Origin of the sequence: Staphylococcus chromogenes (genome assembly GCF_029024625.1) — a bacterium.
Classification (GTDB): Bacteria; Bacillota; Bacilli; order Staphylococcales; family Staphylococcaceae; genus Staphylococcus; species Staphylococcus chromogenes.
Map to the genome: position 1 here is coordinate 1,148,410 of NZ_CP118953.1, position 16,617 is coordinate 1,165,026.

18 protein-coding genes are annotated in these 16,617 nt (G+C 35.0%); 17 read left to right on the forward strand and 1 reads right to left on the reverse strand.

Translation table 11 applies throughout. From position 1 onward, the window contains the following. Positions 1-2: 2 nt before the first annotated feature. The 13 genes from prmA (at position 3) to recO (ending at position 10,107) form a co-directional block, all read left to right on the forward strand. Entirely contained in the window at positions 3-932 is a 930-nt protein-coding gene (prmA, locus tag PYW36_RS05610) for a 50S ribosomal protein L11 methyltransferase (protein ID WP_103158626.1), read from the forward strand. A gap of 5 nt (positions 933-937) precedes the next feature. Next, positions 938-1,687: a 16S rRNA (uracil(1498)-N(3))-methyltransferase gene (locus tag PYW36_RS05615; RefSeq protein WP_103158619.1), complete on the forward strand. Its 750-nt coding sequence runs from the start codon at positions 938-940 to the stop codon at positions 1,685-1,687. 18 nt (positions 1,688-1,705) lie between these two features. After that, the gene (mtaB, locus tag PYW36_RS05620) at positions 1,706-3,052 is read left to right on the forward strand and encodes a tRNA (N(6)-L-threonylcarbamoyladenosine(37)-C(2))-methylthiotransferase MtaB (protein WP_037574053.1); all 1,347 of its coding nucleotides are present in this window, start codon (positions 1,706-1,708) and stop codon (positions 3,050-3,052) included. A gap of 130 nt (positions 3,053-3,182) precedes the next feature. Continuing rightward, the gene (rpsU, locus tag PYW36_RS05625; RefSeq protein ID WP_002471046.1) at positions 3,183-3,359 is read left to right on the forward strand and encodes a 30S ribosomal protein S21; all 177 of its coding nucleotides are present in this window, start codon (positions 3,183-3,185) and stop codon (positions 3,357-3,359) included. Positions 3,360-3,552: 193 nt separating this feature from the next. After that, positions 3,553-4,260 (forward strand): NfeD family protein, encoded by a 708-nt coding sequence (locus PYW36_RS05630; RefSeq protein WP_037574050.1) that lies wholly within the window; start codon positions 3,553-3,555, stop codon positions 4,258-4,260. Positions 4,261-4,272: 12 nt separating this feature from the next. Then, on the forward strand, positions 4,273-5,271 hold the full coding sequence (floA, locus tag PYW36_RS05635; RefSeq protein ID WP_037574047.1) for a flotillin-like protein FloA: 999 nt from the start codon (positions 4,273-4,275) through the stop codon (positions 5,269-5,271). 12 nt (positions 5,272-5,283) lie between these two features. Continuing rightward, complete coding sequence (locus PYW36_RS05640; RefSeq protein ID WP_037574045.1) at positions 5,284-5,901, forward strand: hypothetical protein; 618 nt, start codon at positions 5,284-5,286, stop codon at positions 5,899-5,901. A gap of 346 nt (positions 5,902-6,247) precedes the next feature. After that, on the forward strand, positions 6,248-7,195 hold the full coding sequence (locus tag PYW36_RS05645; RefSeq protein WP_037574043.1) for a PhoH family protein: 948 nt from the start codon (positions 6,248-6,250) through the stop codon (positions 7,193-7,195). Beyond that, complete coding sequence (gene ybeY / locus PYW36_RS05650) at positions 7,195-7,659, forward strand: rRNA maturation RNase YbeY (RefSeq protein ID WP_037574040.1); 465 nt, start codon at positions 7,195-7,197, stop codon at positions 7,657-7,659. The genes PYW36_RS05645 and ybeY overlap by 1 nt, the downstream gene beginning before the upstream one ends. Further along, positions 7,659-7,994 (forward strand): diacylglycerol kinase family protein, encoded by a 336-nt coding sequence (locus PYW36_RS05655; protein ID WP_229717290.1) that lies wholly within the window; start codon positions 7,659-7,661, stop codon positions 7,992-7,994. The genes ybeY and PYW36_RS05655 overlap by 1 nt, the downstream gene beginning before the upstream one ends. Before the next feature lie 14 nt (positions 7,995-8,008). Further along, on the forward strand, positions 8,009-8,413 hold the full coding sequence (gene cdd / locus PYW36_RS05660; RefSeq protein WP_037574034.1) for a cytidine deaminase: 405 nt from the start codon (positions 8,009-8,011) through the stop codon (positions 8,411-8,413). A gap of 1 nt (position 8,414) precedes the next feature. Further along, on the forward strand, positions 8,415-9,311 hold the full coding sequence (gene era, locus PYW36_RS05665; protein WP_037574031.1) for a GTPase Era: 897 nt from the start codon (positions 8,415-8,417) through the stop codon (positions 9,309-9,311). Positions 9,312-9,333: 22 nt separating this feature from the next. Further along, a complete protein-coding gene (recO, locus tag PYW36_RS05670) occupies positions 9,334-10,107 on the forward strand; it encodes a DNA repair protein RecO (RefSeq protein WP_037574029.1) in 774 nt (257 codons plus the stop codon). 89 nt (positions 10,108-10,196) lie between these two features. Here recO and PYW36_RS05675 read toward each other — a convergent pair whose 3' ends face one another. Further along, positions 10,197-11,588, reverse strand: coding sequence for a glycine--tRNA ligase (locus PYW36_RS05675; RefSeq protein ID WP_037574027.1), 1,392 nt, complete (start codon positions 11,586-11,588; stop codon positions 10,197-10,199). Positions 11,589-12,008: 420 nt separating this feature from the next. Between PYW36_RS05675 and ccpN the strand changes: the two genes are divergently transcribed. The 4 genes from ccpN to rpoD all read left to right on the forward strand — a co-directional run bounded on the left by ccpN (position 12,009) and on the right by rpoD (position 16,455). Continuing rightward, positions 12,009-12,632, forward strand: coding sequence for a transcriptional regulator CcpN (gene ccpN, locus PYW36_RS05680; protein WP_103158618.1), 624 nt, complete (start codon positions 12,009-12,011; stop codon positions 12,630-12,632). Positions 12,633-12,647: 15 nt separating this feature from the next. Further along, a complete protein-coding gene (locus PYW36_RS05685; protein WP_037574022.1) occupies positions 12,648-13,472 on the forward strand; it encodes a pyruvate, water dikinase regulatory protein in 825 nt (274 codons plus the stop codon). Between the two features lie 71 nt (positions 13,473-13,543). Beyond that, a complete protein-coding gene (gene dnaG, locus PYW36_RS05690) occupies positions 13,544-15,328 on the forward strand; it encodes a DNA primase (RefSeq protein ID WP_037574019.1) in 1,785 nt (594 codons plus the stop codon). 17 nt (positions 15,329-15,345) lie between these two features. Next, complete coding sequence (rpoD, locus tag PYW36_RS05695; protein ID WP_019165210.1) at positions 15,346-16,455, forward strand: RNA polymerase sigma factor RpoD; 1,110 nt, start codon at positions 15,346-15,348, stop codon at positions 16,453-16,455. Positions 16,456-16,617 lie beyond the last annotated feature (162 nt).

Consider the following 16,617-nt stretch of genomic DNA (forward strand, 5'->3'; position numbering starts at 1 on the left):
TGATGAAGTGGATAGAATTATCTGTAGTTGTTAATTCCGACGCTGAAGAAAGTGTCACGGAAATCCTTCAAAATGCAGGTTCGAATGGAGTCGCAATTGAAGATTCAAATGAAATACACCGTGTCCGTGAAGATAAATATGGTGAAATTTTCGATTTAAATCCGAACGATTATCCTAAGCAACATATGGTTATTAAAGCATACTATAATGAAACCCAATTTTCCCAATCGTTCTTTGAAAATATAAAAAGCCAAATTTCGAATTTAGAAATGGTAGATCCTAGCGTCTTTCAAAGTGACTATAAAGAAATTGAAGAGTCTGATTGGGAAAATGAATGGAAAAACTACTTTCATCCGTTCCAAGCTTCAGAACGTTTTTATATTGTCCCAAGTTGGGAAACTGTTTCAAAAGAGGAAAACCATTTATATATTGAACTCGATCCGGGTATGGCGTTTGGAACAGGGGACCATCCCACAACAAGTATGTGTTTAAAAGCAATTGAAAAAATTATCGAACCTCATCATGATGTAATAGATGTCGGCACTGGTTCAGGTATTTTGAGTATTGCCGCACATCTATTAGGTGCAAACCATATCAAAGCCATTGACTTAGATGAAATGGCAGTACAAGTGGCCAAAGAAAATTTCGTTAAAAATCATTGTGAGGCAGCCATTGAAACAACTACAGGTAATTTATTAAACGACGAAAGTAACCAATATGATGTCGTTATTGCCAATATTCTTGCCCATGTTATCACATTAATGGTGGAAGAAGCCTATGCTAGACTTCATTCAAAAGGGTATTTTGTCGCTTCTGGTATAATTGAAGAGAAAGCTGACGAAATAAAAACACAGATGAAGCAAGCAGGATTTAAAATTAACGAGACGCAACACGATAATGGTTGGGTCTGTATAACCGGACAAAAGGTGTGAAAACGATGCAACGTTATTTTTTAAATGAAAACGCTGAACGCCATCAGCGTTTTTTTATAACAAATGAAGAAGATATCCACCATATCCGTGCTGTCATGCGAATGGCCGAAGGGGAAAGTGTCATTATCAATTTTAAAGAAAAGCGCACATTTGAAGCTAAAATTATCTCCATTGAAAATACGCATGTAGAAATTGAAACAACGCAAGAACTTTCTATTAATTCTGAATTACCTGTTAAGGTCACTATTTGTAGTGGCCTCATTAAAAGCGACAAGTATGAATGGTTACTGCAAAAAGCAACAGAACTTGGTGCGTCTCATTTTATCTCCACACATATGGAACGGTCTGTCGTTAAACTTAATGATCAAAAAGCTCAGAAAAAATGCCTTCGTTGGCAAAAAATTGTTAAAGAGGCCGCTGAACAAAGTTATCGCCAACTGATTCCTGATGTAGAATTTATATCGAAATTCAGCTCTATTTATGATATGATTAGTCAATATGATTATGTACTTATGGCTTATGAAGAAACAGCTAAACAAGGCGAGACCGCTCTTTTCAAGAAAAAGTTACAAGAAATTCAACCCGGTTCCACAGTACTTATGATGTTTGGACCTGAGGGAGGGTTTTCACCAAATGAAATTAATGACTTACATGACAAAGTCACATACGTTGGTTTAGGTCCACGTATTTTGCGAGCAGAAACTGCACCCTTATATGCTTTAAGTGCGTTGAGTTATGAATTTGATTTAAATTAGATAAAATGAGGTGAATTTATGTCAACCGTTGCATTTCATACTTTAGGTTGTAAAGTTAACCATTATGAAACAGAAGCCATTTGGCAACTATTTAAAGAAGCGTCTTATGAACGCGTTGACTTCGAACAAAATGCAGATGTATTTGTTATTAATACATGTACTGTAACCAATACAGGTGATAAAAAAAGCCGTCAAGTGATACGTCGTGCCATCCGAAACAATCCTGATGCAGTCGTTTGTGTAACAGGTTGTTACGCTCAAACTTCTTCAGCAGAAATCATGGAGATTCCAGGTGTAGATATTGTTGTAGGTACACAAGACAGACATAAGTTATTGACTTACATTGAAACTTATAAAAATGAACGTCAGCCAATTAACGGTGTAAGTAACATTATGAAAAACCGAACTTATGAAGAGTTAGATGTGCCTTATTTTACAGATAGAACACGTGCTTCTTTAAAAATTCAAGAAGGTTGTAATAACTTTTGTACGTTTTGCATTATCCCTTGGGCAAGAGGTTTAATGCGTTCACGTGATCCACAAAAAGTGGTTGAACAAGCAACAACGCTTGTGAACTCCGGTTATAAAGAAATTGTATTGACGGGGATTCATACTGGTGGATACGGTCAAGACTTAAAAGATTATAATTTAGCCCAGCTTTTAAGAGATCTTGAAGAAATTGAAGGCTTAGAACGTATTCGTATTTCTTCTATCGAAGCAAGCCAATTGACTGATGAAGTGATTGAGGTGCTTCAAAACTCTTCAAAAGTGGTACGTCATTTACATGTTCCTTTACAATCTGGGTCTGATAGTGTCTTAAAACGTATGAGACGTAAATACTCGATGGCCCACTTTTCTGAAAGAATCACAAAGTTACATGAGGCTTTACCCGGCTTAGCCATCACTAGTGATGTTATTGTAGGCTTTCCAGGAGAGACAGAACAAGAGTTCCAAGAAACTTATGATTTCATTGTCAATCATCATTTTTCTGAATTACACGTCTTTCCGTATTCACAACGTATAGGAACACCTGCCGCAAGAATGGATAATCAAATTGATGAAAGCGTAAAAAATGAACGTGTTCATCGTCTCATTGAATTAAGCGATCAACTTGCTAAATCGTATGCTTCTCATTTTGAGAATGACGTTCTAGAAGTGATTCCAGAAGAAAAGGGCTCTGAAGATGGAGTGTTAGTTGGCTATGCTGATAATTACATGAAAGTGCAATTTTCCGGAGATGAATCTCTTATTGGACAAATTTGCAAAGTTAAAATTTCTAAAGCCGGATATCCTATTAATGAAGGTCATTTATTGAGAGTGGTGGAACACGCTTCAAACAAATCAGAAGAAGAGATACTTATTTAAACAGAAATTGTATAATTCAACATTGACCATAATTAAGATTTAATTTATACTAGTGTTTACATGGCACAAACTTGTGACATGTAAACACTGAATAAAAGTTTTCTTGATAGTTGGAGGGAGGGAAATACAGATGTCTAAAACAGTAGTCCGTAAAAACGAATCATTAGAAGATGCTTTACGTCGTTTTAAACGCTCAGTTTCTAAAAGCGGTACAATCCAAGAAGTTCGTAAACGCGAATTCTATGAAAAACCAAGTGTAAAACGTAAAAAGAAATCTGAAGCGGCTCGTAAACGTAAATTCAGATAATTTTAACCTATCATTGTATTGAACTCCCTCAACGTTCAAATTAAATGATAAATAAAACCTCAAACACCTTTTTTATAAAGGCTGTTTGAGGTTTTTTGTTGTTTCTGAATATATTCATTTTCATTTAACTTTATCACTATTAGTATGCAAGAATTTCATGTATACTACAAAGAGAGAGTGAGGTGTCTGTTTCATGCCGTTTTCAATACATATGCTAGAGGTTCTTAGCTCAACGCAAAATCAAAATCTTGCAACAACTTTTTCAAGTTGGATAACAAACCCAACGGTATCATTACTTCTTTTATGTATCTTGTTTTTAGGGTTTGTGTATCAACTCTATTCAAAATCATTTAATTGGGTTGGTATTCTAGCAATATTAGCTTTACTTTTAATCTTTTTAGGCTTTTTAGTCGAAGGGACTATTTCCGCAATTACTATCATCATATTCTGTATTGGTGTGCTTCTTGTTATTATTGAATTATTTGTCGTCGGTGCTGTGTTAGGCTTAATAGGTATGGCCTTAATCATCTTTAGTATTATTACGATGGGTGATAATCTTCCAATTATGCTCCTAAACGTATGCATCGCATTAATTCTTGCTATTATAGAATGGGTGATTTTAGTGAAATTTTTCAAGAAAAAAATATCCTTTTTTGAAAACGTCGTCCTAAAAGATTCGACTAACAAAGAGTCTGGTTATTCGTCACACAATGATCGTTCATATCTTGTGGGTACAACTGCAATGACACTTACAGATTTACGTCCCGCTGGGATCATCTTATATGATAACGAACGTATAGATGCTGTATCAGAGGGCTCTTTCATCAATAAAGATATCAAAGTTGAAATCATTGAAGTTGAAGGTACTCGCGTAGTTGTACGTGAATTGAATAAAAATTAAAGGAGTGTCAATATGTTTACAACTGGATTTATTTCTTTCATCGTGATTGTTGTATTGATCATCGTTGCACTAATGATACTATTTTCATTTGTGCCTGTGGGTCTCTGGATTTCAGCGCTTGCTGCTGGTGTCCATGTTGGAATTGGAACTTTAGTAGGAATGCGTTTACGTCGTGTTTCTCCAAGAAAAGTAATTGGACCATTAATTAAAGCCCATAAAGCCGGCTTAAAATTAACAACTAATCAGTTAGAATCGCATTATTTAGCTGGTGGTAATGTAGACCGCGTTGTAGATGCTAATATTGCAGCGCAACGTGCAGATATCAACTTGCCTTTTGAACGTGGTGCAGCCATTGATTTAGCTGGACGTGACGTTTTAGAAGCCGTACAAATGTCTGTAAACCCTAAAGTTATTGAAACACCATTTATTGCGGGTGTCGCTATGAATGGTATTGAAGTCAAAGCCAAAGCTCGCATTACTGTACGGGCAAACATTTCTCGACTTGTTGGGGGTGCCGGAGAAGATACAATTATTGCCCGTGTGGGTGAAGGGATAGTTTCTACAATCGGTTCTAGTCAGCATCACACTGAAGTTTTAGAAAATCCCGATAATATATCTAAAACAGTATTAAGTAAAGGTTTAGATTCTGGTACCGCTTTTGAAATCTTATCAATCGATATTGCAGATGTTGATATTAGTAAAAACATTGGTGCCGATTTACAAACCGAACAAGCGATTGCTGATAAAAACATAGCACAAGCAAAAGCAGAAGAAAGACGTGCGATGGCTGTTGCTCAAGAACAAGAAATGAAAGCACGCGTTCAAGAAATGCATGCTAAAGTTGTTGAAGCAGAAGCGGAAGTTCCTCTTGCAATGGCAGAAGCATTACGTTCTGGAAATATCGGTGTCAAAGATTATTATAATTTAAAAAATATTGAAGCTGATACTGGCATGAGAGAAGCAATTAATAAGAGTTCACAAAACGCTAAAGAAAATCATAATGAACAGTAATGGGGTGAGGTTATGAGCATAGGATTGATTATTTTTATCATTAGCGTCATCGTAACAATCATTTCAGCGGTTAATGATAAAAGTCATGAAAAGCGCAAGCAAACGCCTCCACCACCTTCACAATCGAATCAATCCAAATCTTTTATGGAAAAAATTGAAAAAACTTTAAAAGAGATGGAAACTGAACTAGATAAAGAATTTGATGAAGTACCAAAAGCACCAAAAGAAAAAACAACACAGCCCAAACCTATCCAACATGATATCCCACGTTCCCCAACTGAAACACAACAAACACCAGAAGTTGCTCCAAGGCGCGCACAAAACTCGCGAAAAGATCAACAAGAGGTGCAAAAGGAATTATGGGAAACGTTACAGGGAGATATTACTTCATTAGACGAACAATTAAATCGAGAACGTCAAAAACAAATTAGTCATATTGAACGGCGAGCAAAAAGTATCATCGAAGATCAGTACCTTTCTCCAAGAGCAAAAAGAATCAAGCTAAAACAACTGTTAGCGAATTCAAGGAAGCGCCAACAAATGAAAGGTGATCTCACTTTTTCTGATAATGAAGTCGTTAATGGGATTATTTGGGCAGAGGTCATTGATAAACGGAAACAACTAAACTAACTCACTTTCAAATGAGATGAAGTAGGGGGAATAATGGTTGAATATAAGTTTTTTAGATAAACAATCTAACCCTCTATGTTATCTTAAAATAAAAAGGACTCAGATGATGAAAATTTGAGTCCTTTTCTTATGCTTAATTTAATTTGTAAATCGTAATATGTTTTATAAATGGAATTGCGTCTTCATTATTGCAACCTCATTTACATTCCTAAAGGTTCAGTTCAAATAGGTGCATTTAATTGTTTACTCCATGATATAATAAGAATAAACATGTTAGGTTAAGTATTGAATGCATTCAAACATGTTTGGTACATTAATCATACATTATCAGTAAAGGAGCAAGTATATGCCTGAAATGATTCAAATCGATGACATACATCAAGCTCAAGCGTTATTTGGAAATAATGATGAGTATATTCATTTAATAGAAGATGCTTTTGATGTTGTTATTCACGCAAGGGGTCAAGAAGTGGCTGTTCAAGGTCAACAATTAAACGAAGTCTCACAAGCAGAAGAAGTGCTAAAAAACTTATTAAAAGTAATTGAACAAGGGGCTTCAATTTCTGTCAAAGATGTACAAGCGGCTATAAAAATGGCTAAAAACGGAACGATTCAAAACCTTATTGATTTATACGAAGAGGAAATTGCACGAGATGCTCATGGGAAAATTATTCGTGCAAAAACCATGGGGCAAAGAATGTATATTCATGCTATTAAAAATCATGATCTCGTTTTCGGTATTGGCCCTGCAGGAACAGGGAAAACATTTCTAGCTGTTGTCTTCGCTGCAAAAGCTTTACGTGCAGGCCAAGTTAAGCGTATCGTTTTAACAAGACCTGCTGTTGAAGCGGGAGAATCATTAGGATTTTTACCCGGCGACTTAAAAGAGAAAGTTGACCCATACTTACGACCGCTTTATGATGGTTTGAATACTGTATTAGGTGCAGAGGCTACCGAAAGACTCATTGAAAAAGGCGTCATAGAGATTGCACCTTTAGCTTATATGAGGGGACGTACCCTTGAAGATGCATTTGTTATCCTTGATGAAGCTCAAAATACAACTCATGCACAAATGAAAATGTTTTTAACGCGCCTAGGATTCGGATCAAAAATGGTCGTCACTGGCGATAAAACACAAATTGACCTACCTAAAGGGATTAAAAGTGGTCTAATTGAAGCAGAAACAAGACTGCAATCTGTTAAAGGGTTAAGTATTCAATACTTAGATCAAGCAGATGTCGTTCGTCATCCATTAGTAGGCCGCATCATTTCAAGATATGAGGAGGAAGCTTGATGTTTACAATAGACTTTACAGATCATACTGGAGAAGTTCAAAACGAATGGTTTCAACATATTGAAGCACTTTTAACCTTTGCTAAAGAATTTGAACGAATTACAGATGATGCAGAATTATCAGTTTCATTTGTGAACAAAGAAGAAATCCAAGCGATTAATCGAGATTATCGTCAAAAAGATAAAGTGACGGATGTTATCTCCTTTGCTTTTGAGGAAGAGGAGCCTATTATTGAAGGCGTAGACATGCCACGCATACTAGGAGATATTATTATTTGTGCAGATGTCGCTGCAGAACAAGCTCAAGCCTATAACCATTCTTTTGAGAGAGAATTAGGCTTTTTAGCGCTTCATGGATTTTTACATTTACTCGGCTATGATCATATGACTGAAGCAGATGAAAAAGAAATGTTTCAACGACAAGATGATATTCTTAATAAATATGGGTTGACAAGAGATAAATGATAAAACGTTTTAAACCTGCCGTTGAGGGAGGTTTGACATTATTACGTAAAGACGCCAATTTTTTGATTCATATCGTCGCAGCAATTCTTGTCGTTATTTTAGGAGTTTATTTTGACGTATCAAAATTTGAATGGTTCTTTTTATTAATTGCTATTTTTAGTGTACTTATTACTGAGGCAATCAATACAGCAATCGAATATGCGGTGGATTTAACCACTGAAGATTATCACATTTGGGCAAAGTACGCCAAAGACATTGCTGCATTTAGTGTGTTACTCGCTTCAATATTTTCAATCATTATTGGTTTAATGATTTTTCTTCCAAGACTATTTTAAGGGCGTGATATTTTATGAGTTATACAGAACACCATTTCAACGAAGTAAGAAAAGCACAACAAAACGCGTATGCACCTTACAGTCAATTTAAAGTAGGGGCATATTTAAAAACAAAAGATGGACAAGCATTTTATGGCGCAAATGTGGAAAATGCGGCTTACCCATCGACAATCTGTGCTGAGCGTTCAGCACTTGTCTCTGCGATAGCACAAGGTTATCGTCCAGGAGACTTTGAATCTATCACTGTCACTGTTGATAGTCCAGAGGTTTCTTCACCTTGTGGTTCATGTCGACAAGTACTTAAAGAGTTGTGTGATGATGATATGCCCGTTTATATGACGAACCAGACAGGTAACATGAAAATGTTAACTGTTGCAGAATTATTACCATTAGGCTTTTCAGGAAAGGATTTAAAATAACATGAACGAATACAAGTCAGGATTTGTAACTATCATTGGTCGTCCAAATGTGGGTAAATCGACATTTGTTAACCGAGTTATCGGACATAAAATCGCTATAATGTCCGATAAAGCCCAGACTACACGTAATAAAATCCAAGGCGTGATGACAACAAATGATGCTCAAATCATATTTTTAGACACGCCAGGTATTCACAAACCTAAACATAAATTAGGCGATTATATGATGAAAGTTGCTAAAAACACACTGTCCGAAATTGATGCAGTCATGTTTATGGTCAATGTGAATGAAGATATCGGTCGTGGCGATGAATACATTATGGAAATGTTAAAAACAGTTAAAACACCAGTCTTCTTAGTTTTAAATAAGATAGATTTAGTGCATCCAGATGCTTTAATGCCAAAAATTGAAGCTTACCAAAATTATATGGATTTTACAGAGATTATTCCAATTTCTGCTCTCGAGGGTCTTAATATTGATCATTTTATCAGTGTTCTTAAAACTTATTTACCGGAAGGCCCTCAATATTATCCAGATGGTCAAATCTCTGATCACCCTGAACAGTTTGTTGTAAGTGAATTAATCCGTGAAAAAATTCTCGAAACAACGACTGAAGAAATACCACATTCTATTGGTGTTAATGTGGAAAGAATGATTCAAGAATCTGAAGATCGTGTCCGTGTAGAAGCCACTATTTACGTTGAAAGAGACTCGCAAAAAGGGATCGTGATTGGTAAAGGTGGAAAAAAACTTAAAACGATAGGACAAAGAGCGCGTAGAGATATTGAACATTTATTAGGCTCAAAAGTCTATTTAGATTTATGGGTAAAAGTACAAAAAGATTGGAGAAACAAATCTAGTTTTATTAAACAAATGGGATATGTTGAAGATGAATAATAGGAGTTAGGGTGGTGAAGGCATGCTCGTTAAACAAAAAGGCATCATTATTAAAGCAGTCGATTACGGAGAATCCGATCGTATCATCACGATTTTAAATGAGCATGGCGCCAAAATTCCAATCATGGTAAGGCGTGCCAAAAAAATTAAATCAGGATTTCAAGCCACAACTCAGCCGTTTGTAGAAGCACTGTTTATATTTAATAAATTTCGTGGGATGGGAACGTTAAACTCAATTGATGTAATTCATTTGAATTACAATATGAGAGTAGATATATTTACGAATAGTTATGCGAGTCTTTGTTTAGAAACGATTGAACGCTCAATGGAAAAAGATGAAGTCAATCAAGCAAATTATCATTTATTAACATTCGCAATTCAACGAATAAATAATGGTATATCACCGCAACTCATAGCGAACATTGTCATGTTAAAGTGTTTACCACGTTATGGGGTAACAATTGCACTTGACCATTGCGTGTTATCTCACTCAACTGAAGCCAAATATTTCTCAGCTTATAGTTTTAAATATAACGGTGTTCTCTCCGACCAAAAAAGACATCTAGATGAACACGCTTTACCCCTCTCAAATAAAACGATTTACATTACACATTTACTTCAAACGTTGCCTTTATCTAAAATTAATGAACTCCACGTTCATCAAAATATCATTGATGAAATGTCATCTTTTATACTCTTAATCTATAAAGAATATATAGGCATGTACTTTAAAAGCCAACGTCTCATTAACCAATTAAAAAGAACGCACATAGATGCTTCTTCCAACGACCATTAGTAAATTAAAATAGCCATCAAAATTTATTCTCAGATAAATTTTGATGGCTTCTAAATTATAGAAGGGTGCTATGTTTCAATTATCTCAATTTAGAATTTAACTTTTTCAGCTAAGAAGTCATTAAGTTCATTAATGGACATACGGACCTGTTCCATTGTGTCACGGTCACGTACAGTGACTTGATTATCTTCTAAAGAATCAAAATCAAATGTAATACAATATGGTGTACCAATTTCATCTTGACGGCGATAACGCTTACCAATCGATTGTGATTCGTCAAAGTCTACAACAAAGTCTTCGCTTAATTGTTCATACACTTTTAATGCTTCTTTTGATAATTTTTTACTCAAAGGTAATACCGCTGCTTTATATGGCGCTAAAGCTGGATGGAAATGTAATACTGTACGCGCATCCTTGCTTCCTTCAACACCTTCTTCTTCGTATGCATCACATAAGAATGCGAGTGTTACACGATCAGCACCTAATGATGGCTCAATACAGTATGGAATGTATTTTTCATTAGTTTCAGGATCGTGATATTTAAAGTCTTCACCTGAGTGTTCACTATGTTGTTTTAAGTCATAATCTGTACGACTTGCAATTCCCCATAGTTCTCCCCAACCAAATGGGAATTTATACTCAATATCCGTTGTTGCATTTGAATAGTGTGAAAGTTCGTCTTCGTCATGGTCACGTAAACGCGTATTATCTTTATTTAAACCTAAGTCCGTTAACCATTTTGCAGCATACTCTTTCCAATAAGATTGCCATTCAATTTCTGTACCTGGCTTACAGAAGAATTCTAGTTCCATTTGTTCGAACTCTCGTGTACGGAAAATAAAGTTACCTGGTGTAATCTCATTACGGAATGATTTACCGATTTGGCCGATACCAAAAGGTAACTTTTTACGCATAGAACGTTGAACATTTTTATAATTTACAAATATACCTTGTGCAGTTTCAGGACGTAAAAAGATTTCATTTGTTGAATCTTCAGTAACCCCTTGGAATGTTTTAAACATTAAATTAAATTGACGAATGTCTGTCCAATTTGCAGTGCCGCTCACCGGACAAGTAATACCTTCTTCATCAATAATGCGTTTCATTTCATCAAAACTAAGTCCGTCGGCAATAAAGTTTTCATCACCTTTTTCATTTAGCATGTAATCTTCAATAAGTTTATCGGCACGGTAACGAATCTTACTGTCTTTGTTATCAATCATAGGATCATTAAAGTTTCCTAAATGTCCAGAAGCTTCCCATGTTTTAGGGTTCATTAAAATAGCAGCATCTAAACCGACATTATATGGGGATTGGGTAATGAATTTTTTCCACCATGCTTTTTTAACATTGTTTTTCAACTCAACACCTAATGGGCCGTAATCCCAAGTATTAGCTAAGCCACCATAAATTTCACTACCAGGAAAAACAAAACCTCTATGTTTTGCGAGTTGAACAATTTGATCCATATTTTTTTCCATCATCAAACACTCCTTAAAAAATATAAAAAGCCCCAAGCCAAAGAAAATACTTTGCCTTGGGACGAATTAATATAGTTAATCCGCGGTTCCACCCAAATTAGTGTGTCCACTCACTTTTATTCAGATTAATCATTAAGCCATTTTAGTTGTTAAGCTTTCACTATCCTTAACTCGCTTTGATTTAATTTTAAAGTATAGTTAAAAGAATCGCAAGCAAAACATAATTGTCTAGTGGTAGATAAACCGTTATAATATTAAATGTATGTTTTTATGAAAGTCGTATTGATAACTTACTGATTTGTATACTTCATCAAATCAAAACGTTGCATATGAAAATAAATATGATGCTAGTATCTCAAAGGAGGCATTTCTGCTATTTAATTAGCATAACCAGAGGGTTTTAAATGAGCAGAGATCAATATAGAACTGAGTAAACGTCAACAACAAATTGTAGATATTGTAAAAAATTCTGGTCCTATTACAGGTGAAAAAATAGCCGATCAGCTCAATTTAACTCGAGCGACTTTAAGACCTGATTTAGCAATTTTAACCATGGCAGGTTATTTAGAAGCGAGACCGAGGGTAGGATATTTTTATTCAGGAAAATCCAGCTCTCAACTACTTACTGAACAACTTAAACATTATATCGTAAAAGATTATCAGTCTCATCCTGTCATTTTAAAAAGCGATGTCACTGTATATGATGCAATTTGTGCCATTTTTATAGAAGATGTGGGAACATTATTTATTGTAAACGAAGAAAATGATTTAGTAGGAGTGTGCTCAAGAAAAGATTTGTTACGGGCTTCGATGGCAGGTCAAGACATTCATAATATGCCTGTACAAATCATTATGACGAGAATGCCTAATATCGTCTTATTAGAAGAAAATGATCTTTTATTGTATGCCGCCCGACAAATGATTTCTAAAGAAATTGATTCCATTCCAATAGTTAGATCTAAAGGAGATGGCAAATATGCTGTGACAGGTCGTATTTCAAAAACAACTATTACAAAATTGTTTGTGTCTTTATTTGATCAATAGGAGGTTCAACGACTTATGACGAAAGTGAAAATTATCATTGCTTCAGACTCCGTAGGTGAAACAGCGGAACTTGTCGCAAAAGCCTGTATATCCCAGTTTAAAAACGTGGAAAGTAAGGCAGATGTTATTCGATACCCATATATTGAAACCAAACAAAACATTGATGAAATTATCCAATTGGCTAAAGAAAACAATGCTATGATTATTTATACATTGGTTCGTCCAGATATAAGAGATTATATGGCGACGCTAATCATTGAAAATAGTTTGAAATCTGTTGATATCATGGGCCCAATTATGAGCATGATGGAAGAAACGTTTCAACAACAACCGATTAACGAACCAGGTATCGTTCACAAATTAGATGAAGATTATTTTAAAAAGATTGAAGCAATGGAATTTGCGGTGAAATATGACGATGGCAAAGATCCAAAAGGCTTACCTAAGGCAGATATTGTACTTATAGGTGTTTCCAGAACATCAAAAACGCCTATTTCACAATATTTAGCGCATAAACGATATAAAGTTATGAATGTACCTATCGTCCCAGAAGTGAATCCACCGGAAATGTTGTTTGAAATCGATCCTAAAAAGTGTATCGCCTTAAAAATTACAGCTGAAAAATTAAATGCGATTCGTAAAGAACGCTTAAAACAGTTAGGTCTTTCAGATTCCGCACGTTATGCTACAGATACAAGAATTGAGGAAGAATTAGAATACTTTAATAAAATTGTAGAAAAAATCGGGTGTCCTGTACTAGATGTTTCCAATAAAGCTATTGAAGAAACAGCAAACAATATTATTCAAATTATTGAGCATAATAATTTCTTTTCAAACTAAATTAGAATATAATTAAAAGACTGCCATAAACTGAATTATCGCTATTCATAAAACGATTAAGGTGATATATTTTGAGAATTCCACAATCTACCATTGATCAAATTAAAGAAAATACAGATATATTAGATGTCGTGAGTGAATACGTCAAACTTGAAAAAAGAGGGCGCAATTATATTGGGTTGTGTCCTTTTCATGATGAAAAAACACCATCTTTTACAGTCTCAGAGGACAAGCAAATTTGTCATTGTTTTGGTTGCAAAAAGGGCGGTAATATTTTTCAATTTATCCAAGAAATTGAAAACGTGTCTTTTACTGATGCAGTAAAACAGCTAGGTGACCGAATTAACATTAAAGTCGATGTAGGAGATGAAACGTCCCACCAACAAGTGGCGTCTGATGATTTACAAATGATTCAAATGCATGAAGCACTTGTGGATTATTATCATTATATTCTTACGAAAACTGTAGAAGGTGAAAAAGCACTAAATTATTTATATGAACGCGGCTTCACTGACGACATGATTAAAGAAAGAAAGATTGGCTTATCTCCAGATTCATCTCATTTCGCGACTGATTTGTTCGAAAAAAAAGGTTTTGAGTTACATCTCGCTTATGAAGCAGGCATATTATCTAGAAATGAAACAAATTTTACGTATTATGATCGTTTTAGAGATCGTATCATGTTTCCATTAGCCAATGCGCAAGGGCGAATAGTGGGGTATTCAGGACGTACGTATAAAAATCAAGAACCTAAGTACTTAAATAGTCCTGAATCGCCCATTTTCCAAAAACGTAAACTTCTTTATAATTTGGATCGCGCGCGTAAAGCGATTCGTTCAAATGATGAAATGATTCTATTAGAAGGTTTTATGGATGTCATTAAAGCGAGTGACGCAGGTTTACTAAACGTTGTGGCAAGTATGGGGACGCAACTATCAGATGAACATATACATTTTATAAAAAAATTGTGTAATCATGTCACACTTCTATTTGATGGAGATAACGCCGGTACGCTAGCGACTTTGAAAACAGGTCAAGCATTATTAGAACAAAAAATTGATGTATTCGTCGTTCAATTACCTAAAAATATGGATCCAGATGAATATATCGTAAAACATGGCAAACAATCCTTCTTAGATTTTGTAAATACAGAAAAGAAAGCATTTGTACTATACAAACTACTACTCAATCAAGAACAAATAGAAAGCAATGATTTGGCTTATGAGAAGTATTACAAGTCATTTATTACAGATGCTAGTTTAATACAATCGCAAATTATTAAACAAAAAGTGATTCAAGATGCATCGGGATTGTTTAAAATTTCTTCAGATAGTCTAAATAATGAAGTAGAAAAGGTTTTGCCTAAATCTTCTCAATCTTCATCATTTGTGCAACCCACCCAAAAACAATCCGTTCGTTTAAATAAAAATGCGGTTGCTGAAAGAGCCGTTTTAAAACATTTCATAAATGATAAAGATGTTTTTTTAAGTTTTTATAAAAATATTGAAGAAACTGACTTTACAAATGAGTATTTTAAACGTATATTTAATGTTTTACGAGACTTTTATTCAAGTCATGAACAATTTGAAATAAGTGAGTGTATTACCTATATTAATCAGAATGACATTAAAGAAGCGTTGATATATTTAGTAGATTATCCGCTTAACCATGAACCATATGAGAATGAAATGAATGATTATATACGTGTAATGACCGAACATAGACACTCAGACTCTCTTGAATCACTTCATGAGAAATTACGAGAAGCAACACGTAATAAAGATTTAGAATCTCAGAAATATTATTTAGAGATGATAGTGAATAAAAACAGAAATAGATTGAAGCGTCAAGATTAATATCGGGAGGCCTTTGTATGTCAGATAATCAGGTAAAAGTAATCAAAAAAGAGACCATCGATCCGACTTTAACGTTAGAAGATGTTAAAAAACAACTTATTGAAAAAGGGAAAAAAGAAGGTCACCTTAGTCATGAAGAAGTTGCAGACAAATTGCAAAACTTCGATATGGATTCAGATCAAATGGATGAATTTTTCGATATGATTAACGATAACGATATTCAACTTGTCAACGAAAAAGACAGTTCTGACACAGATGATAAATTGAATCCTAATGATTTAAGTGCGCCTCCAGGTGTAAAAATAAATGACCCTGTACGTATGTATTTGAAAGAAATTGGGCGTGTAGATTTATTAAGTGCACAAGAAGAAATTGAACTTGCCAAAAGAATTGAACAAGGGGATGAAGTGGCAAAAGCCCGTCTAGCTGAAGCGAATTTACGTCTGGTTGTAAGTATTGCGAAACGTTATGTTGGCCGAGGTATGCTTTTCCTTGACCTTATTCAAGAAGGGAATATGGGTCTTATTAAAGCAGTTGAAAAGTTCGATTTTAGTAAAGGATTCAAATTCTCTACGTATGCGACATGGTGGATTAGACAAGCCATTACACGAGCCATTGCAGACCAAGCGCGTACAATTCGAATTCCCGTACACATGGTTGAAACAATTAATAAATTAATTCGTGTACAACGTCAACTATTACAAGACTTAGGTCGTGACCCTGCACCTGAAGAAATTGGTGAAGAAATGGACTTACCACCAGAAAAAGTACGTGAAATTCTTAAAATCGCACAAGAACCTGTTTCTCTTGAAACACCGATTGGTGAAGAGGATGATAGTCATTTAGGTGACTTTATTGAGGACCAAGAAGCTCAGAGTCCTTCTGACCACGCGGCTTATGAGTTATTAAAAGAACAACTGGAGGACGTATTAGATACCTTAACTGATAGAGAAGAGAACGTTTTACGTCTTCGTTTCGGATTAGATGATGGTAGAACACGTACACTTGAAGAAGTAGGTAAAGTGTTTGGCGTGACGCGTGAACGTATCCGCCAAATCGAAGCAAAAGCATTACGTAAACTAAGACACCCAAGTAGAAGCAAACGTCTAAAAGACTTCATGGATTAAAACAAGAAGTGAACTATAAGGCATTAACATCAATTTTAAATGAGTGATGACGTCGTAAGTACTAATTGAATAGGATATAATAAGGGAGGATTCAGCATATCAAATATGTAACTATACTTGATGGCTGTTTTACTCTCTTTATTTTTTTAAAGGAGCAATGTA